This window comes from Pseudarthrobacter sp. NamB4, from assembly GCF_005796185.1.
Lineage (GTDB): Bacteria > Actinomycetota > Actinomycetes > Actinomycetales > Micrococcaceae > Arthrobacter.
In genome coordinates, this window is record NZ_VAHM01000016.1 from 20203 (window position 1) to 38486 (window position 18284).

General features: G+C 65.7%; 13 protein-coding genes and 1 riboswitch. Of the genes, 10 read left to right on the forward strand and 3 right to left on the reverse strand.

Annotated features, from left to right (window positions below):
- Nucleotides 1-215 precede the first annotated feature (215 nt).
- Nucleotides 216-2837 (reverse strand): valine--tRNA ligase, encoded by a 2622-nt coding sequence (valS, locus tag FDW81_RS14490; protein WP_138134930.1) that lies wholly within the window; start codon nt 2835-2837, stop codon nt 216-218.
- 111 nt (nt 2838-2948) lie between these two features.
- On the opposite strand from valS, the gene FDW81_RS14495 reads away from it, so the two are divergent.
- Nucleotides 2949-3707, forward strand: a complete 759-nt coding sequence (locus FDW81_RS14495; RefSeq protein ID WP_138134932.1) for an SDR family oxidoreductase — start codon at nt 2949-2951, stop codon at nt 3705-3707.
- 19 nt (nt 3708-3726) lie between these two features.
- Here the strand turns inward: FDW81_RS14495 and FDW81_RS14500 are convergent, their stop codons facing one another.
- A complete protein-coding gene (locus FDW81_RS14500) occupies nt 3727-4824 on the reverse strand; it encodes an endonuclease/exonuclease/phosphatase family protein (protein WP_240720303.1) in 1098 nt (365 codons plus the stop codon).
- 368 nt (nt 4825-5192) lie between these two features.
- On the opposite strand from FDW81_RS14500, the gene ileS reads away from it, so the two are divergent.
- Genes ileS through ndk form a run of 4 tightly spaced genes read left to right on the forward strand, consistent with a single transcriptional unit; the run spans nt 5193 to nt 10838 of the window.
- Nucleotides 5193-8534, forward strand: a complete 3342-nt coding sequence (gene ileS / locus FDW81_RS14505) for an isoleucine--tRNA ligase (RefSeq protein WP_138134934.1) — start codon at nt 5193-5195, stop codon at nt 8532-8534.
- Nucleotides 8531-9889 carry a folylpolyglutamate synthase/dihydrofolate synthase family protein gene (locus tag FDW81_RS14510; RefSeq protein ID WP_138134936.1) on the forward strand — a complete coding sequence of 453 codons (1359 nt, stop codon included), beginning with the start codon at nt 8531-8533 and terminating at the stop codon, nt 9887-9889. The genes ileS and FDW81_RS14510 overlap by 4 nt, the downstream gene beginning before the upstream one ends.
- 3 nt (nt 9890-9892) lie before the next feature.
- Nucleotides 9893-10360 (forward strand): DUF4233 domain-containing protein, encoded by a 468-nt coding sequence (locus FDW81_RS14515; RefSeq protein WP_138134937.1) that lies wholly within the window; start codon nt 9893-9895, stop codon nt 10358-10360.
- 55 nt (nt 10361-10415) lie between these two features.
- The gene (gene ndk / locus FDW81_RS14520; protein ID WP_138134938.1) at nt 10416-10838 is read left to right on the forward strand and encodes a nucleoside-diphosphate kinase; all 423 of its coding nucleotides are present in this window, start codon (nt 10416-10418) and stop codon (nt 10836-10838) included.
- 33 nt (nt 10839-10871) lie between these two features.
- Here ndk and FDW81_RS14525 read toward each other — a convergent pair whose 3' ends face one another.
- Complete coding sequence (locus tag FDW81_RS14525; protein ID WP_138134939.1) at nt 10872-11555, reverse strand: vitamin K epoxide reductase family protein; 684 nt, start codon at nt 11553-11555, stop codon at nt 10872-10874.
- Between the two features lie 190 nt (nt 11556-11745).
- Between FDW81_RS14525 and FDW81_RS18165 the strand changes: the two genes are divergently transcribed.
- From FDW81_RS18165 to rpmA, 5 genes are all read left to right on the forward strand, one after another.
- Nucleotides 11746-11907, forward strand: a complete 162-nt coding sequence (locus FDW81_RS18165; RefSeq protein ID WP_171027225.1) for a hypothetical protein — start codon at nt 11746-11748, stop codon at nt 11905-11907.
- 88 nt (nt 11908-11995) lie between these two features.
- A complete protein-coding gene (locus FDW81_RS14530; RefSeq protein WP_138134940.1) occupies nt 11996-15502 on the forward strand; it encodes an Rne/Rng family ribonuclease in 3507 nt (1168 codons plus the stop codon).
- Nucleotides 15503-15633: 131 nt separating this feature from the next.
- Nucleotides 15634-15730: riboswitch (TPP riboswitch) on the forward strand.
- Between the two features lie 19 nt (nt 15731-15749).
- Nucleotides 15750-17288 carry a bifunctional hydroxymethylpyrimidine kinase/phosphomethylpyrimidine kinase gene (gene thiD / locus FDW81_RS14535; RefSeq protein WP_138134981.1) on the forward strand — a complete coding sequence of 513 codons (1539 nt, stop codon included), beginning with the start codon at nt 15750-15752 and terminating at the stop codon, nt 17286-17288.
- Nucleotides 17289-17552: 264 nt separating this feature from the next.
- Nucleotides 17553-17861, forward strand: coding sequence for a 50S ribosomal protein L21 (rplU, locus tag FDW81_RS14540; RefSeq protein ID WP_138134982.1), 309 nt, complete (start codon nt 17553-17555; stop codon nt 17859-17861).
- Nucleotides 17862-17922: 61 nt separating this feature from the next.
- A complete protein-coding gene (rpmA, locus tag FDW81_RS14545) occupies nt 17923-18186 on the forward strand; it encodes a 50S ribosomal protein L27 (RefSeq protein WP_009372867.1) in 264 nt (87 codons plus the stop codon).
- Nucleotides 18187-18284: the final 98 nt, after the last annotated feature.

The following is an 18284-nucleotide window of genomic DNA, read 5'->3' on the forward strand; positions in this document are numbered from 1 at the left end:
TTCAGTGATAGGCAACTGGCGCAGCCACCGGCAAAGTCAGTATGCGGCTACCAGTGACGAGGTAGGAAGACCTGAAAGTCTGAGGATTCTGCCAGACCATCAAGGCGTCACCAGATGGCCGAAAAGTCGAAGCCCCACCAACGGCAAAACGCTGATGGGGCTTCCCCTTTGCCCGAAAACAGTGCGAAGGGCCTGTTTTTCGCGGATCTGTCCGGCTACGCCTTCGCAGGCTCCTCGGTGGCGGCCAGTGCCACGTCGCTGACGCTGAGCTCGCCCTCACCCACCAGCAGGGAGATCTCGCGGGCGTTGGACGCGGCCTTCAGGTCGGCAAGGCCGGCCCTCAGCTGGCTGATCTGCGCTTCCGTCGCTGTGATGGCGGCGGAAAGTACCTCGGTGCGCTGCTTGACCTTGGCTTCGGACTTGGCCTTACGCACGCCGCTGAGCGCGACGCCTACGGTGGCGAGCATGGCGGTGTCCCCGCCCGGCACTTCCAGCGCAGAGGGCCACTCGGCGCGGTGGACCGAGCCCTTGCGCCACCAGCTCCACACCTCTTCAGTGGCAAACGGCAGGAAGGGCGCGCAGAGCCGCAGCAGGGTGTCCAGGGTGGTGGCCAGTGCCGCCAGCACGGATGCCTGCTCGGTTTCACCGGAGGCTCCGTACGCCCTGTCCTTGATGAGCTCCACGTAGTCGTCAGTGAACTGCCAGAAGAAGCTTTCCGTGATCTGGAGTGCCCGCGCGTAGTCGTAGTTTTCAAAGGCCTTGGTGGACTGGGCCACCACCTCGGAGAGTTGCGCCAGTACCGCCCGGTCCAGGGGATTGGTCAGCACTGAAAGGTCAGCGGACACCACCGAGTCCTCCGTAGCGCCCAGGTTCAGCACGAACTTGGAGGCGTTGAGCAGCTTGATGGCCAGGCGGCGGCCGATTTTCATCTGGGCAATCTCGTAGGCCGTGTCCGCACCGAGCTTTGCGGACGCTGCCCAGTAGCGGACGGCGTCGGAGCCGTATTCCTCCAGCACGTCGGTGGGGACCACCACGTTGCCCTTGGACTTGGACATTTTCTTGCGGTCCGGGTCCAGGATCCAGCCGGAAATTGCGGCGTGCTTCCACGGCGCGCTGTTCTCCAATGCATCCGCACGCACCACGGATGAGAAGAGCCATGTCCGGATGATGTCGTGGCCCTGCGGCCGGACGTCAAACGGGAACACCTTGGCGAAAAGGTCCTCGTCCCGCTTCCAGCCGCCCACGATCTTTGGAGTCAGCGAGGACGTGGCCCACGTGTCCAGGATGTCGGCGTCACCGGTAAAGCCGCCGGGAACATCGCGCTGGGCTTCCTCGAACCCGGGTGCGGCGTCAGCTGCCGGATCCACAGGCAGCTGGTCGTCAGACGGAACGATGGGGGAGTTGTAGTCGGGGTTGCCGTCGCCGTCGAGCGGGTACCAGACCGGAATGGGCACGCCGAAGAAGCGCTGGCGGGAGACCAGCCAGTCGCCGTTGAGGCCGGCAATCCAGTTCTCGTAGCGGGAGCGCATAAAGGCGGGGTGGAAGTCGATCTCGTGTCCGCGTGCAATGAGCCGTTCCCGGCGGTCCTCGTCGCGGCCGCCGTTGCGGATATACCACTGGCGTGACGTGACGACTTCCAGGGGCTTGTCGCCCTTTTCGTAGAAGTTCACCGGGTGCATGATCTTCTTGGGTTCGCCGTCAAGCAGCTCGGCCTCGGTGAGGAGCTTGACTACCTCTTCCTTGGCGCTGAAGACGGTCTTGCCGGCGAGCGCGGCGAAGGCTTCGCGTCCGATGTCCGTGGTGATCCACGCGGGTGTCTCGCTGACGATCCTGCCGTCCCGGCCCACGATGGCGCGGGTGGGCAGCTGGAGTTCGCGCCACCAGGTGACGTCGGTGAGGTCGCCGAAGGTGCACACCATGGCAATGCCGGAGCCTTTGTCCGCCTTGGCCAGCGGGTGGGCCATAACCTCAACCTCGACGCCGAACAACGGGGACGTCACCTTCTTGCCGAACAGCGGCTGGTACCGTTCGTCGTCGGGGTTCGCCACCAGGGCGGCGCAGGCCGCCAGGAGTTCGGGACGGGTGGTCTCGATATAGATCTTTTCCCCGTCCTCGGTGAAGAACGGGTAGCGGTAGTAGGCACCCGGCATCTCGCGGTCCTCAAGTTCCGCCTGTGCCACTGCAGTGCGGAACGTGACATCCCACAGGGTGGGGGCCTCGGCCATGTAGGCGTCGCCCGCTGCAAGGTTGGCAAGGAACGCGCGCTGGGAAACCGCACGCGAGTTGTCGTCGATGGTCCGGTAGGTCAGCTCCCAGTCCACTGACAGGCCGAGCGTCTGGAAGAGGTTTTCGAAGACCTTCTCGTCCTCGACCGCCAGCTCTTCGCACAGCTCGATGAAGTTCCGGCGGGATACGACGTCGAAGTCACGCTGGTTCTTTGCCGGTTGTGCAGGCGGCCGGTACTCAGGGTTGTAGGGAATGGACGGGTCGCAGCGGACACCGTAGAAATTCTGCACCCGGCGTTCGGTGGGCAGGCCGTTGTCGTCCCAGCCCATGGGGTAGAAGACGTTCTTGCCGGTCATCCGCTGGTAGCGTGCCAGCACGTCGGTCTGGGTGTAGGAGAACATGTGCCCCACGTGCAGCGATCCGGAAGCGGTGGGAGGGGGAGTGTCGATCGAGTAGACCTGGTCCCTGGTGGTCTCGCGGTCGAACTTGTAGGTCCCCTCGGCAAGCCAGCGCTGCGTGAGGGCGGCCTCCAGGCCTTCGAGGGCCGGCTTGTCCGGGACGTTGATGGGGGTGGTGGTGGGCGTGTCTGTACCCTGATTGTCTTCAGCCATCTGCCAATTGTTTCATGTCCAGCGGCTTCCCTTGGCCCGGGGCCCCAGCGGCCGGCTTTGTCCCGGTTCATTCACGGACCTGCGTGCGGCCAGCCCCGCTAGGGTGGTGCCATGACAGACGTTTCGCAGAAAAAAGCAGCTTTGGTGACCGGCGCAAGCAGCGGGATCGGGGAGGCGACCGTCCGTGCCCTGGCAGCGGACGGGTGGACAGTTTTCGCAGTGGCGCGCCGTGCAGAAAGGCTCGCCGCACTCGGGAAGGAGACAGGCGCCGTCGCAATACCTGCCGACATCGCCGAGGACGACGACGTGTCCCGGCTGGCGGCGCAGGTTGCCGAGGCGGGGGGCATGGACACGCTGATCAACATCGCCGGCGGTGCCAGGGGCGCCGACACGGTGGGCTCAGCGAGCACCGATGACTGGGAGTGGATGTACCGGGTGAACGTGCTGGGCACCATGAAACTCACCAGGGCTTTCCTCCCCATGCTCCGCGCCAACGGCGAAGGGACCGTCCTCAATTTGACCTCCACGGCAGGGCTCGCGGCGTATGAAGGAGGGGGCGGCTACAACGCGGCCAAGTTCGCCCAGCACGCCATGACCGTGGCGCTCCGCCTCGAGGAGGCCGAACACAACGTGCGTGTGATCGAGGTGGCGCCCGGACTGGTCCAGACCGAGGAGTTCGCGCTGAATCGGCTCGGCGACCGGCAGGCCGCGGACAAGGTGTACCAGGGCGTGGAGAAGCCGCTCACGGCCGAGGACGTGGCTGATGTTGTCCGGTACGCGGTCAGCGCCCCGCACCACGTCAATCTGGACCAAATCGTGGTCCGGCCGGTGGCCCAGGCAGCCAACTACAAGCTCATCCGGAAGGGCTAGCGCTTACCGCGGACCACGCCTACGCCACCCTGATACTAAGGGTGGCCAGTACTGCAGCGTGGTCCGTTCCCGCCACCCTGCGGACAGCGTAGTCGGAGCCGGTGATGTCCGGACTCGTGACCAGATGGTCCAGCGTCACGCCGGGAAGGCTGTAGCCGTGCATCGGCCAGGTAGGGACCAGCCGGCTTCCCACTGCCGTGGCCACGTCCACCAGGGGTCGCCTTCCGCTGCCTCCTGCCAGCAGCTCCCGGAATTCCCTGTGGTCGAAGGTGGCATTGAAGTCGCCGGCCAGCAGCAGCGGCCCGGACCCGGCGTCGATCCGGTCCAGCGCTGCGAGGTCATTGCGCCATTGCTCCAAACCGTCTTCTACCGGTGCGAGGGCATGGACAGCGACCACCCGCAGGGCCGCCTCCTGTCCAGCCTGCGACAGATCCACGCTGACCACAGGCATGCTGAACGGGGTATCGGGGACGACTCCCACCTCACGCAGCCCCAAAGAGGAATAGACGGCTGCGCCTCCCGCCCCGCGTTCGGGATGCGCCACCTGGTGGGGGAGCAGAGCAGGCAGCCCCGCGGCGGAAAGCCTGTCAGCCAGTTCCTGCGTATATTCCGCGATGACCAGCAGATCCACCCGGTGTTCGCGGACCAGCTCCACGATCCCTTCGGCGTCCGCTCCGCCCAGCTCCGCATTAACGGCCATCGCCTTCACCTGTACCGCGGGCTGGCCGGCGTGCGCTGCTTCAGGAATGGCTGGGGCCGGCGGGAACAGCCACAACACCTGGAGGACGAGCAGCGCCGCAGTCAGCAGTTGCAGCAGCCTGCTACGTGCGGGAAGGGACAGCAGGAACGCCGCGATGGCCGGCACGGTAAACCACGGAACAAAGGCCAGCAGCTGCACGGCCAGGACAGGCCAGTCAGCGGGCGCAGCGCGCAGAAAGGCGATCCCGGTCACGGGTGCGGCGGCCACGCCCGACAGCCAGCGGAATGCCAGGACCTTCCGCGTGGGAGCTTTGCGGGTATTACGACGGCGGAGGCCGCCCCGGGGGCGGCCGGCTGGATGCATCAGACCTCCCCGGCGAAGACGCGGTGCCGCCGGGGCCGGGAACCATGCAGTCATGCCTTAAGATTCTAGGCAGCGGCGCCTTGAAGTGGGCAGGGCTGAATGGAAACCTGTGCGGGAAAAATAGTAGAATCGAAACCGGCTATGACCCGGCAATCACCGGTGAGCTTCCGGAAGAACACGCGAACTCCCATATCGCACCGATCCATGGGGTACGCGCCAGTAGAACCGGACGGGTAAGCCCGTCACAGCAGTAATGAGTGGCCGTCGTCGCGCCCGTTCCTCCGGGGACGCGCAACGCGGTAAGTGAGGTGGTACCGCGGTGAGCGTGGAGTCCGGCGGACGACACGGTAACCGTCCTCGCATCCTGAACGGAACAGAAGGCGCAAGCCGGCAGTTCGCCAAGCTCAACCCAGGATGTCGATATGACGTATTACCCGAAGGCCTCAGCCAGTACTTCCACCAGCGCGCCATCAAGCGGCGGTGCCGCTGTATCCGCCTCCGTGAAGTTCCCGGAGATTGAAGAGCGCATCCTGAAGTACTGGGACCAGGACGGCACCTTCCAGGCCAGCATCGACCAGCGCAGCCCTGACGCTCCCGGCGGTGAGCCCGGCAGCAACGAATTCGTCTTCTACGACGGCCCACCCTTCGCCAACGGGCTGCCGCACTACGGCCACCTGCTGACCGGCTACGCGAAGGATCTGGTGGGCCGTTACCAGACCCAGCGCGGCAAGCGCGTGGAGCGCCGCTTCGGCTGGGACACCCACGGCCTCCCCGCCGAGCTCGAGGCCATGAAGCAGCTGGGCATGACGGACAAGACCCAGATTGAAGCCATGGGCATTGACAAGTTCAACGACGCGTGCCGTGCCTCCGTGATGAAGTACGCCGATGAGTGGCGGAACTATGTCACGCGGCAGGCGCGCTGGGTGGACTTCGACAACGACTACAAGACGCTCAATGTCGAGTACATGGAATCGGTCCTCTGGGCCTTCAAACAGCTGCACGAGAAGGGCCTGACCTACAACGGCTACCGCGTGCTTCCATACTGCTGGAAGGACGAGACGCCGCTGTCCAACCATGAGCTGCGGATGGACGACGACGTCTACAAGAACCGCCAGGACCAGACCGTCACCGTGACTTTCCCCATCAAGGCCGGGGAGTCGGAGCTGTCCAGGCAGCTCGCAGGCGTCCAGGCCCTCGCCTGGACCACCACGCCCTGGACCCTGCCCACCAACGCCGCGCTCGCCGTCGGGCCGTCCATCACGTATGCCGTGCTGCCGGCCGGGCCGAACGGGATCAAGGCCTCCTCCGCGGATGCACCGGTCGCGGGAAGCTTCCTGCTGGCCGCGGACCTGATCGGCAATTACGCCAAGGACCTGGGCTACGACGATTTCGAGGCAGCCCAGGCCGCCGTGGTATCCACCCACACAGGCAGTGAACTGGAGGGCCTGGCCTACGAGCCGCTGTGGCATGACTTTGCCGACAACGAAAAGTACGGCATGGAGAACGCCTGGCGGTTCCTGGTAGCTGACTACGTGACCACCACCGACGGCACCGGCCTCGTCCACCAGGCCCCGGCCTACGGCGAGGACGATCAAAAGGTCTGCGAGGAAGCCGGCATCCCCGTCATCCTTTCCGTTGACGAGGGCGCCAAGTTCCTCCCGCTCTTCAAGCATGGCGACCTGCACGACATCGTGGGCCTGCAGGTGTTCGAAGCCAACAAGCCCATCACGCAGGTGCTGCGCGCGCAGGGCCGGCTGGTGCGCCAGGCCAGCTATGAGCACAGCTACCCGCACTGCTGGCGCTGCCGCAACCCCCTGATCTACCGCGCCGTGTCCTCCTGGTACGTGGAGGTCACCAAGCTCAAGGACCGCATGTCCGAGCTGAACCAGGAGATCAACTGGATCCCCGGAAACGTTAAGGACGGCCAGTTTGGCAAATGGCTGGAGAACGCCCGCGACTGGTCCATCAGCCGCAACCGCTACTGGGGCAGCCCCATCCCCGTGTGGCAGTCCAGCGACCCCGAATACCCGCGCACGGACGTGTACGGATCCCTCGCCGACATCGAGGCCGACTTCGGCCGGCTGCCGCGGAACAAGGACGGCGAGGTGGACCTGCACCGGCCGTTCATCGATGACCTGACCCGCCCCAACCCGGACGATCCCCGCACCCCGGAAGAAGGCCAGTCCGTGATGCGCCGCGTGGAGGACGTGCTGGACGTCTGGTTCGACTCCGGCTCCATGCCCTACGGCCAGGTGCATTACCCATTCGAGAATGAAGCCTGGTTCGATACCCACAACCCGGCCGACTTCATCGTGGAGTACATCGGACAGACCCGTGGCTGGTTCTACATGCTGCATATCCTGTCCACCGCGCTGTTCGACCGGCCGGCGTTCCGCAACGTCATCAGCCACGGCATCGTGCTGGGCTCGGACGGGCAGAAGATGTCCAAGAGCCTGCGCAACTACCCGGATGTATCCGAGGTCCTGGACCGTGACGGCTCCGACGCCATGCGCTGGTTCCTGATGTCCAGCCCCATCCTGCGCGGCGGCAACCTGGTGGTGACGGAGCAGGGCATCCGTGACGGTGTCCGCCAGGTCATCCTGCCGCTGTGGAACGTGTACAGCTTCTTTTCGCTTTACACCAACGCTGCCAACGGCGGGGCCGGCTACGATGCGCAGCTCCGCTATGACGGCTACGGCGACACCCTTGACCAGTACCTGCTGGCGAACACCGGCGAGCTCGTTTGCACCATGACCGAACGCCTGGACGAGTACGACATCTCGGGAGCCTGCGACGCCCTGCGCAGCTACCTGGACATGCTCACCAACTGGTACGTGCGCCGCAGCCGCCAGCGGTTCTTTGACGAGGACCGGGACGCCTTCGACGCGCTCTTCACGGCGCTGGAAACCGTCTCCCGGGCGGCCGCCTCGCTGCTGCCGCTGGTTTCCGAGGAAATCTGGCGAGGCCTCACCGGCGGACGTTCAGTGCACCTGGCCGACTGGCCGGACGCGGCGCTGTTCCCCGCCAACGCGGACCTGGTCCAGGCCATGGACAAGGTCCAGCAGATCTGCTCCACCGGCTCCTCGCTGCGCAAGGCCGCAAACCTGCGCGTCCGCCTGCCGCTGCAGGAACTGACGGTGGTGGCACCCGGCGCCGACGCGCTGGAAGGTTTCGCCGCCGTCGTCGCGGACGAGCTCAACCTGCGCTCCGTTCGGCTGCTGGATGCTGCCACGGCGTCACCGGAGGAATTCGGCATCCAGCAGAAGCTGGTGGTCAACGCCCGTGCCGCCGGCCCGCGGCTCGGCAAGAACGTCCAGCTGGCCATCAAGGGTTCCAAGTCCGGCGACTGGTCACTGGACGACGACGGTGTGGTCACCGCCGGCGGTCTGCAGCTCGAACCGCAGGAGTACACGCTGGAGACCGTAGTGGCAGAGTCCGAAGGCGGTGAAGCCTCCAGCAAGGCCGTGGCAGTCCTGCCCGGCGGCGGCTTCGTGGTCCTGAACACCGAGGTCACCCCCGAACTGGAAGCGGAGGGACTGGCCAGGGACATGGTCCGCGCCATCCAGCAGGCACGCAAGGACGCCGGGCTCAACGTGAGCGACCGCATCCGGACGTCCGTCACTGCCCGGCAGAACGTCGTCGACGCCCTGCTCGCCAACGCCGGCCTCGTAAAGGGCGAAACTCTGACCGTGGACCTCACGGCGGAACCTGCAGACGTCGCCGAGCCCGCCGTCGCCGTGGAAAAAGTGGAGGCGGCAGCATGACCGATCATTTCTCGGTGGAAAGTGTCTACGCCGAACTGCTGGGCAGGGCGCCGGAGAACAAGATGGAGCCGCGGCTCGCACCGCTGTTCCGGGCCATGGATGTGCTGGGGGAGCCGAACAAGGCGTTCCCGATCATCCACGTGACCGGGACCAACGGCAAGACCTCCACGGCGCGCATGATCGAGTCCGTCCTCCGCGCCCACGGGCTGAGCACCGGCCGGTACACCAGCCCGCATCTGTCCAAGGTCACTGAACGGATCAGCATCGACGGCCACCCGGTCTCCGACGAGACATTCGTCCGCATCTGGGACGAGATCCGTCCCTACCTGCAGATCGTGGATTCGGAGCTGGAGGCCGAGGGCCAGCCGCGCCTCACCTACTTCGAATGCCTCACCATCCTGGGTTTTGCCATCTTCGCGGACCAGCCGGTGAACGTGGCCGTCATCGAGGTCGGTTTGGGCGGCATCACCGATGCCACCAACGTGGGGGACGGCCAGGTATCCGTGATCACGCCGATCTCCCTGGACCACACCGACCTGCTGGGTGACACCACAGAAGACATCGCTTACGAGAAAGCCGGCATCATCAAGCCCGGCGGCTACCTGATCAGTGCCGCCCAGCCGCTGGACGCCGCCCAGGTCCTGCTGGAGAAGGCCAAGGACGTGGGCGTGCCCTTCCGCTTCGAAGGCGTGGAATTCGGCGTCGAGTCCCGGACCGTCGCGGTAGGCGGCCAGATGGTCACTGTTCAGGGGATCGCGGGACGCTACCCGGATCTCCTGGTGCCGCTGCACGGAGCCCATCAGGCCCAGAACGCCGCGGTGGCCGTGGCTGCCCTGGAAGCCTTCTTCGGCGGCGAAAAGGAACTCGATTTCGCGGTCCTGCAGGAAGGCTTCGCCAACGTGTCATCGCCGGGCCGGCTGGAGGTGGTGCGGACCGCGCCCACCATCATCGTTGACGCTGCCCACAACCCGGACGGCATCAAGGCCTCCGCCGCCGCCCTCCAGGAGGCCTTCACGTTCACCAGGCTGGTCCCGGTGGTGGGGGTACTCCAGGAGAAGGATGCAGAAGAGATCCTCCGCCAGCTAAAGGAATCCCTGGGAGGGGTGGCCGAAGAGTTCTGCTTCACGCAGTCGAACTCTCCGCGCGCGGTCCCGGCGGCCGAACTCGCCGAACTGGCGGTCGACCTGGGTTTCGGCGAGGACAACGTCCACATCGCCGAAAACCTCGACGATGCCCTGGAATGGGCGGTGGAACGGGCCGAAGCCAACGACGACCTCTCCGGCGGCGTGCTGGTGACAGGCTCCATCACCCTCGTGGCGGAAGCGCGGATCCTGCTCGGAAAGACGGAGGCGTAGGCAATGGCCAGGCTGACCAAGGCCCAGCGCGAATGGCGCCCGGGCATGCCGAAGAAGCGCCGCTCCACCAAGGTCATGTTCGCTTCCACGGTGCTCCTCCTGGAAGCCTTCGTCATGTTCTTCGCCACCCTGGTGGTCTTCGGACTGCGCCGCGGTGAGTTCCCGCCGTCGGTCATCCTGGGGGTTGGCCTTGCGCTGAGTGCGGTGATGGTGGTGGCGTGCGCCTTCCTCACCAGACCCTGGGGCATGGGGCTGGGCTGGATCCTGCAGCTAGTCCTGATCCTGACCGGCATCTTCGAGCCCGCCATGTTCCTGGTGGGGGCCCTCTTCGCCGCCGCCTGGTGGTACGGGATCCGCACCGGAATCCGACTGGACCGTGAAGCCGGGGAACGCGCCCGCGAGCAGGCCGAGTGGGAGGCAGCGCATCCGGACCAGGCCGCCGGGCCGGGCGAGCAGCAGCAATCCCCGTAAGGCGAAGTCCACGTAGACTTGTCCCCGAAACCCAACCCAACGCATTGGAGCAGTTGTGACCACTGAGCGCACCCTCGTCCTGATCAAGCCTGACGGCGTCGCCCGTAACCTCACCGGCGCCATCCTGGCCCGCATCGAGGCCAAGGGGTACACCCTCGCTGAGCTGAAGAAGGTTGACGCCTCCCGCGAACTGCTGGAGCAGCACTACTCGGAGCACGTGGGCAAGCCCTTCTACGAGCCGCTGGTGGAGTTCATGCTGAGCGGTCCTGTCGTCGCGGCCATTTTCGAAGGCCACCGCGTCATTGAGGGGTTCCGTTCACTGGCCGGCACCACCGACCCCACCACTGCCGCTCCCGGCACCATCCGCGGCGACTTCGGCAGGGACTGGGGGCTGAAGGTGCAGCAGAACCTGGTTCACGGCTCCGACTCCAGCGATTCCGCAGAGCGCGAGATCAAAATCTGGTTCCAGGAGTCCTGACCACGCAGGGAATCCGCGGTTTGGAATTGCGGGCTAGAACCCTGACGTTCCCGCGAACACCTGGATGAACGCGAAGAAGATGGTGGCAATGACCGCAACGTACAGCAGCGCGGTGATGATCCAGCCGGAGTCGCCGAGGACACGGGCGGCCTTGGCGGGAACCGGGATGACGCCGGCCGTGATGTTCCGGATGGTCACCCAGACGAAGAGCGGAATCATGGCTGCCCAGACGATCATGCAGAACGGGCACAGGATGTGGATGTCGTAGAGTGCCTGGGACCAGAGCCACACCACGAAGACGAAACCAAGCGTGACGCCCGTCTGCAGACCGATCCAGAACCAGCGGGCAAAGGTTGCACCCGACAGCAGCGCCATGCCCACGGTGATAATGACGGCGAAGGCAACGATCCCGATGAACATGTTGGGGAACCCGAACAGCGAACTCTGCCAGGTCTTCATCACGTCGCCGCAGGAAATCCACGGATTCACGTCGCACACTGTGGTGTGGTTGGGATCCTGGAGTACGGCCAGTTTTTCCAGGACCAGGGTTCCGGACGCGAGCCAGCCGATGGCGCCGGTAATAACGAGCAGCCAGCCGAAGGGCCGGTTCCGGGTCATCGCCGGGACAGAGCCTGCCGCACCGGCCGCGGGACCGGTGTCCTGGTTCAGGCTCCGTTCCGGGGCCGAAGTGCCGCTGGGTGGGGAAATGCTGGGCATGGGCTAGGCGTCCTTTTCATCGGGTGCTCCTTGCCTGATTGTAACGCCGGTGGCTGGGAAGACCTTCCAGGCAGGGGAACAGGTGCAGCAGCCTCCGCCGCTAAATAGCCCTTGTATGAGAGAATGAACGTGGCTGGAAGCCGAACCACACTTCGGACTCCGGTCCGGTGGCTTGTTTGCAAGACCGCCAATGATGAGCAGGGCAGGCATCGGCTTCACCGACGCAGCCTCCCGCACTCCATTGGGCGGCACCTGGTTGTGGCACTTCGAACAACGGGTTTCAGAACATCCCGCCGGCCTCCACGGGCTGCCGCACCCCACTGCCGGTGCGAACCTGGAGGTATCCACTTGACTTCTGTCAACGCCTGCGGGTTTTGACAATATGTGCCCCAATGGGTGCCGGATGTGGCGGTACGTCAGGGGCAGGAGCGTTGCCACATATGGATAATGAACACGTTTTAGCCGTTAACGATGAAGCAGCGGGTGCGGAAGCTGCTACCGCGCCGAAGAAGGCCACGAGGAGCCGGCGGAAGCCGGCAGGGAAGGCCGACGACGGCCTGACCGCCCCAGCAGTGGCCGGCACCGGAGCGGACACTTCGTCAGAAAACCTTCCGGCAGGGGAGGTGCCCGCAGACCAGGCCACGGCCGAGAACGCCGAGGCCGCTGCTGCAGAAACGAAAGCACCTGCCCGGCGCACCCGTGCCCGGAAGAAGGCGGAAACCGCCGAGCCGCTGCCGGCCTTTGCGGACGAAGCAGCAGCCGCTGACGCAGATGTCGCAGCGGACGCAGGCCGAGCACAGGACAGCGCCGAGGGTGCGAACCCCGCAGTGGAACCGGAAACGGAAACAAAACCGGTCCGCCGCCGCCGCGTTGCCACCCGGAAGGCGTCAGCCCCGGTTGCGGCTCCCGAGGTCGCAGCGCCGGCCGCAGAGCCGCTGCCCTTGGAACAGCCGGCCCCGGCCGCAGCCGGAGAAATGGCCGAAACGCCGGCTGCGGGGGAAGAGCCAGCCCCGGAAGAACAGGCAGTTGCCGAAGCACCTGCGCCGTCCGGGGACCAGCCAGCCGCGGCAGTAGCTCGAACGGAAGATCCAGTACCCGCCGCCGCGGCAGAAGCTCCGGAGACCGCGAGCGTGACTCCGGAAGCCGGACAAGCGCCGTCGGCCCCCGCCACAGCAGCACCTGAAGCTTTTGCTGCTCCCGCCAGCCCCTTCGGGTCGCTGTTCATGGAGCCCGGTTCGCCCACATCCGTGCTGTTCCAGGCTCCCGACCTCAGCACCGTTGTGCGGCCCGCGCCGGCCCCGGCGGAAGAAGCTGACGAAGACGATACGGAAGATGATTCGGAGGACGCCGGCAGCCGCCGGAGGCGCCGGGGCCGCGGCCGCCGGAGCCGCAGCCGGCTGGGCGAGCGTGACGTTGAGGCCGACGCGGAAAGCAGTGACGACGCCGATGTCGATGCCGCTGACGAGACTGACGGGGAGTCCCCCGGTCAGGCGGACGACGTCGTGACGTCCCGCCGTCGCCGCCGCCGCCGCCGCGGAGACCAGGACCTCGAACTGACGGGCGGGGCTGAGGATGATCCGCCCAACACGGTGACGCGCGTCCGCGCACCGCGGACTGTGAGTGAGGCGCCCGCCAGCAACCGCGTCACCAGCGTCAAGGGTTCCACCCGCCTGGAGGCAAAGAAGCAGCGCCGCCGCGAATCGCGCGACACCGGCCGCCGCCGCACCGTTATTACCGAAGCGGAGTTCCTGGCCCGCAGGGAGTCCGTTGACAGGCAGATGATCGTCCGCCAGCGTGACGACAGAATCCAGATCGCCGTCCTCGAGGACGGCGTCCTGGCCGAGCATTTTGTCTCCAAGACGCAGCAGGACTCGCTGATCGGCAACGTCTACCTGGGCAAGGTCCAGAACGTGCTGCCGTCCATGGAAGCTGCTTTCGTGGACATTGGACGCGGGCGCAACGCCGTCCTGTACGCCGGCGAGGTCAACTGGGAGGCCGTGAACCTCGAGGGCAAGCAGCGCCGGATCGAAAACGCGCTCAAGTCCGGGGACACCGTCCTGGTCCAGGTCACCAAAGACCCGGTGGGACACAAGGGCGCACGCCTCACCAGCCAGATCTCGCTGCCTGGCCGCTACCTCGTCTACGTACCCGGCGGCTCCATGACCGGCATCTCCCGCAAGCTGCCCGACGTCGAACGCAACCGCCTCAAGCGGATCCTCAAGGACCGCCTCCCGGAGCAGGCAGGCGTGATCGTCCGCACCGCTGCCGAAGGCGCATCCGAGGAAGAGCTGACCCACGACATCAACCGGCTGCGCGCGCAGTGGGAGGGCATCGAAAGCCAGTCCAAGTCCACCAAGGTCCTTGCCCCTGAGCTGCTCTACGGTGAGCCGGACCTCACCATCAAGGTGGTCCGCGACGTCTTCAACGAGGACTTTTCCAAGCTGATCGTTTCCGGCGAGGAAGCCTGGGACACCATCGAGGCCTACGTCACCTACGTGGCCCCGGACCTGGTAGGCCGGCTTGAGAAGTGGACCAAGGACCAGGACATCTTCGCAGCGTGGCGGATCGACGAGCAGATCCACAAGGCCCTGGAGCGGAAGGTCTTCCTCCCCTCCGGCGGCTCACTCGTGATCGACCGCACCGAAGCCATGACCGTGGTGGACGTCAACACGGGCAAATTCACCGGCAGCGGCGGCAACCTCGAAGAGACGGTAACCAAGAACAACCTTGAGGCCGCCGAGGAAGTGGTGCGCCAGCTTCGCCTGCGGGATATCGGCGGCATCATCGTCATCGACTTCATCGACATGGTCCTCGAATCCAACCGCGACCTGGTGCTGCGCCGCCTGGTGGAATGCCTGGGCCGGGACCGCACCAAGCACCAGGTTGCCGAGGTCACGTCCCTGGGCCTGGTCCAGATGACCCGCAAGCGCATGGGTACCGGGCTCCTGGAAGTGTTCGGCGAGCAGTGCGAGGCCTGCGCCGGCCGCGGTGTGGTGACCCATGACGATCCCGTGGAACACCGCCGTGCCAACATTGTTGCGGCCGAGCACCACGTGCAGCGTTCGGACAGCAGGCCGGAGGCACGCGCCGAAGTCTACCGGAACGAGGGCCAGCGGACCGACAGCAGCCAACCGGGCGGCCGTCCGGACCGGAAACGGCGCCGCGGCCGCGGCGGCCAGCAGCCCGATGTTGCCCCGGCCCCCGCAGTCCAGGTGCACACGATCCACCCGGACCCAGCCGACGCCGAGCGGCATGCGAAAGCAGAAGCCACCAGGCTGGCCCTTGCCAACATCGCTGCGGCTGCACATGCTGCCCACCTGCATGACGACGAGGTGGCCGCGGCCCGCCAGGCGGCGCCTGCCCAACCGGCAGTTCCCGCCGAGGCAGCGGCGCCGGCGCTAGAGAAGCACGACGGCGAGGCCCCCCGGCCTGCCGCAGTCCTGACCTTCGGCGGGGAGAAAGTGGTCCTGCCATTCGTGGAGCATGCCGGGGAGCAACAGCCGAAGCCGGCCCTCACACTCGACCGGCTCGCCGAAGCCTTCGCCCACCTGGGCGAGCCCGCTGCCGCCGAAGAGAAGGCTGACCAGCCCGCCGAGCGGGAACCGGGGCAGGTCCGGGCCACACAGGCGGAGCCGGATCAGGCGCAGCGGGACCAGCCGCAGCAGTGGACGGCTCCTGCCGTGGCGGCTAAGGACTATTCCGACCACACCCTGGAGCAGTCCCGCCCACGCCGGGCACGCCGCAACCGCAGTGCCAGCCGTGCGCAAGGGGCAGCCAACGAGACGGCGGTGGAGCAGCACGAGAATGTTCCGGCAGCGGCAACCGGACATTCCCACTCTGCGAAGGCACCTGAGCCTGACCAGGCGGCTGCCGCCAAGGCAAGCAGCAGCAAGCCCGCAGATGCGCCCATCATCCTCGGTGTCGGGGTTCCTGCCTCGGAGCTTTAAAGCCGCAAATATCCGGAATGCCCGGCCGGCCACGAAATAGTGGACGGCCGGGCATTCGGGTTTGAGGGAGCAGGCAGCGGTGCGGTAGCAATCCGTCACTTTCGCCGCGCCCTGGCAAAAGAGCTAGGCTGGGAAACGACACGGGGTGCCGCGCACAGGGCGGCTGAGATCCAGACCCGTTGAACCTGTCCGGTTAGCACCGGCGAAGGGATGTCTCTTGTCTTCGACTCTTGAAATGCCCACTGCCATGAAACAGGCGATTGCCATCCAGGGCAAGCCTGCACCCGCCGCATCAACCCAGGGCCGCCAGGGCCGGGATGTACCCCGGGTCCTCTCCATTGCCGGCTCCGATCCTTCCGGCGGCGCCGGCGTGCAGGCAGACCTCAAAAGCATCGCTGCCCACGGCGGTTACGGCATGGCTGCCATCACCGCACTCACCGCGCAGAACACCTGCGGCGTGCGTGCCGTCCACGTTGCGCCCGCCGCCTTCCTCACCCAGCAGCTTGAGGCCATCAGTGAGGACATCAGCATCGACGCCGTGAAAATCGGGATGCTGGGCGGCACCGAGGTGATCGAAGCTGTCCGGGCCTGGCTCGACAAGGTGCGTCCCGGCGTCGTGGTCCTGGACCCTGTCATGGTAGCCACCAGCGGGGACCGGCTCCTCCAGGAGTCCGCGGAGGAGGCGCTTCGCGGGCTGCTTCCACTGGCCAACCTCATCACCCCCAACCTTGCTGAACTTGCCATGCTGGCCGGCGGGAAGGTGCAGGAGAACTGGGAAGGCGCACTGGAACAGGGCAGGCAGCTTGCCGCTGCCACTGGAACCACCGTCCTGGTCAAGGGCGGCCACCTGGCGGGGGAGGAGTGCCCCGACGCGCTGGTCAACACTTCCGGCCTGCTTAGCCAGGAAGTCGTGGTGGTTCCCGGCAAACGGGTGGCCACGCGGAACAGCCATGGCACGGGCTGTTCCCTTTCCTCGGCCATGGCCACCGTGCAGGCGCGGGTGGGGGACTGGGAAGCAACCCTTCGGGAGGTCAAGCCCTGGCTCGCAGGCGCCCTGGACGCCTCCGGACGGCTGGAGGTGGGACAGGGCAGCGGGCCCATCCACCACTTCCACCACCTGCACACGGATGCTGGGGAGGGCAGCTTCGCAGCACAGCTGTGGACTGAAGCGGAAAAGGAACTCGAGGCGATTTACGGCCTGGCCTTCATCCAGGACCTGGCCTCCGGCAGCCTGCCCGAACACCAGTTTGCCTACTACCTGGCCCAGGATGCCATCTACCTCAACGGCTATTCCCGAGTCTTGGCGCGCGCAAGTGCGCTCGCGCCGACGGAGGCAGAGCAGCTGTTCTGGGCCCGTTCCGCACAGCAATGCCTGGAAGTCGAGTCGGAACTGCACCGCTCCTGGCTGAGCACCCGCCCTGCCCGGACGGAACTGGGCCCCGTTACCAAGTCCTACGTCGACCACCTGATGGCGGCTTCGGCGTCGGGCAGTTACGCAGTGCTGGCCGCGGCAGTCCTGCCCTGCTTCTGGCTTTACGCCGAAGCCGGCACCACACTGCATGCGCAGTTCCTCGCTGCAGGCGAACCGGCGAGTCACGCCTACGCCGACTGGCTGCGCACCTACGCCGACGAAGGCTTCGCCGAGGCAACCCGGACGGCGATTGCCATCGTGGACCGGGCCGGGCGGGCGGCATCGGATGACCAGAGGGCCGCCATGACCACGGCGTTCAGGCAGTCCTGCCGCCTGGAAACGGAATTTTTCGACGCGCCGCGCCTTCATTCCTGACGGCTGGACCGATGCGCTGCCGGTAATATGGTGGGGCGCCCTCCGGGGATGGTGAAGTCCTGTGGTTCTTATCACAGACCACCCGCCGGAACCAGCCTCATTTGCGGCCGAAGACAAAACTAGCGTATTCTGGATCTTCGGTGCTTACGCCAACACTTGGGTTTATGACCCCACGGCGTTGAGGCACAGCGAGAGCCCAGCCAATTATTGAGCAGGGTTCCGCACGCAAATTTGTAATAAACGTCGAGAGAAGTGAGTTCCCAAGTGGTGTACGCGATTGTCCGCGCAGGCGGCCGCCAAGAGAAGGTTTCTGTTGGAGACTTCGTTACCCTGAACCGCGTCGCCGGTGGAGCTGGCAGCACCATTCAGCTGCCCGCACTGCTCCTGGTAGACGGTGACAAAGTCACCTCCGCCGCTGCTGACCTGGCCCAGGTAACCGTTACGGCTGAAATCCTCCAGGACCTCCGCGGTCCTAAGATTGTCATCCAGAAGTTCAAGAACAAGACCGGTTACAAGAAGCGCCAGGGTCACCGCCAGGAACTGACCAAGGTCAAGATCACCGGCATTCAGTAACTTCCGGTTACTGTTCAGGTTTTTCAGCAAATTCCCCAGAATTTAGAGGCAGGCATTTCAGATGGCACATAAAAAGGGCGCGAGCTCCACTCGCAACGGCCGTGACTCCAACGCTCAGTACCTCGGCGTCAAGCGCTTCGGCGGCCAGGTAGTTTCCGCCGGCGAGATCATCGTCCGCCAGCGCGGCACCCACTTCCACCCGGGCGCCGGCGTTGGCCGCGGCGGCGACGACACCCTGTTCGCACTGACCCCGGGAGCCGTTGAATTCGGCACCCGCCGCGGTCGTCGCGTCGTCAACATCGTTGCTGCTGCAGCTGCAGAGTAACAACCAGTTCTGAAGCGGTGGAGCGGACCTGATGGTCCGCTCCACTGTTCTTTAACCGCACTACAATCGATGTGGCGTCCCTGCACGCCGCGAATAAC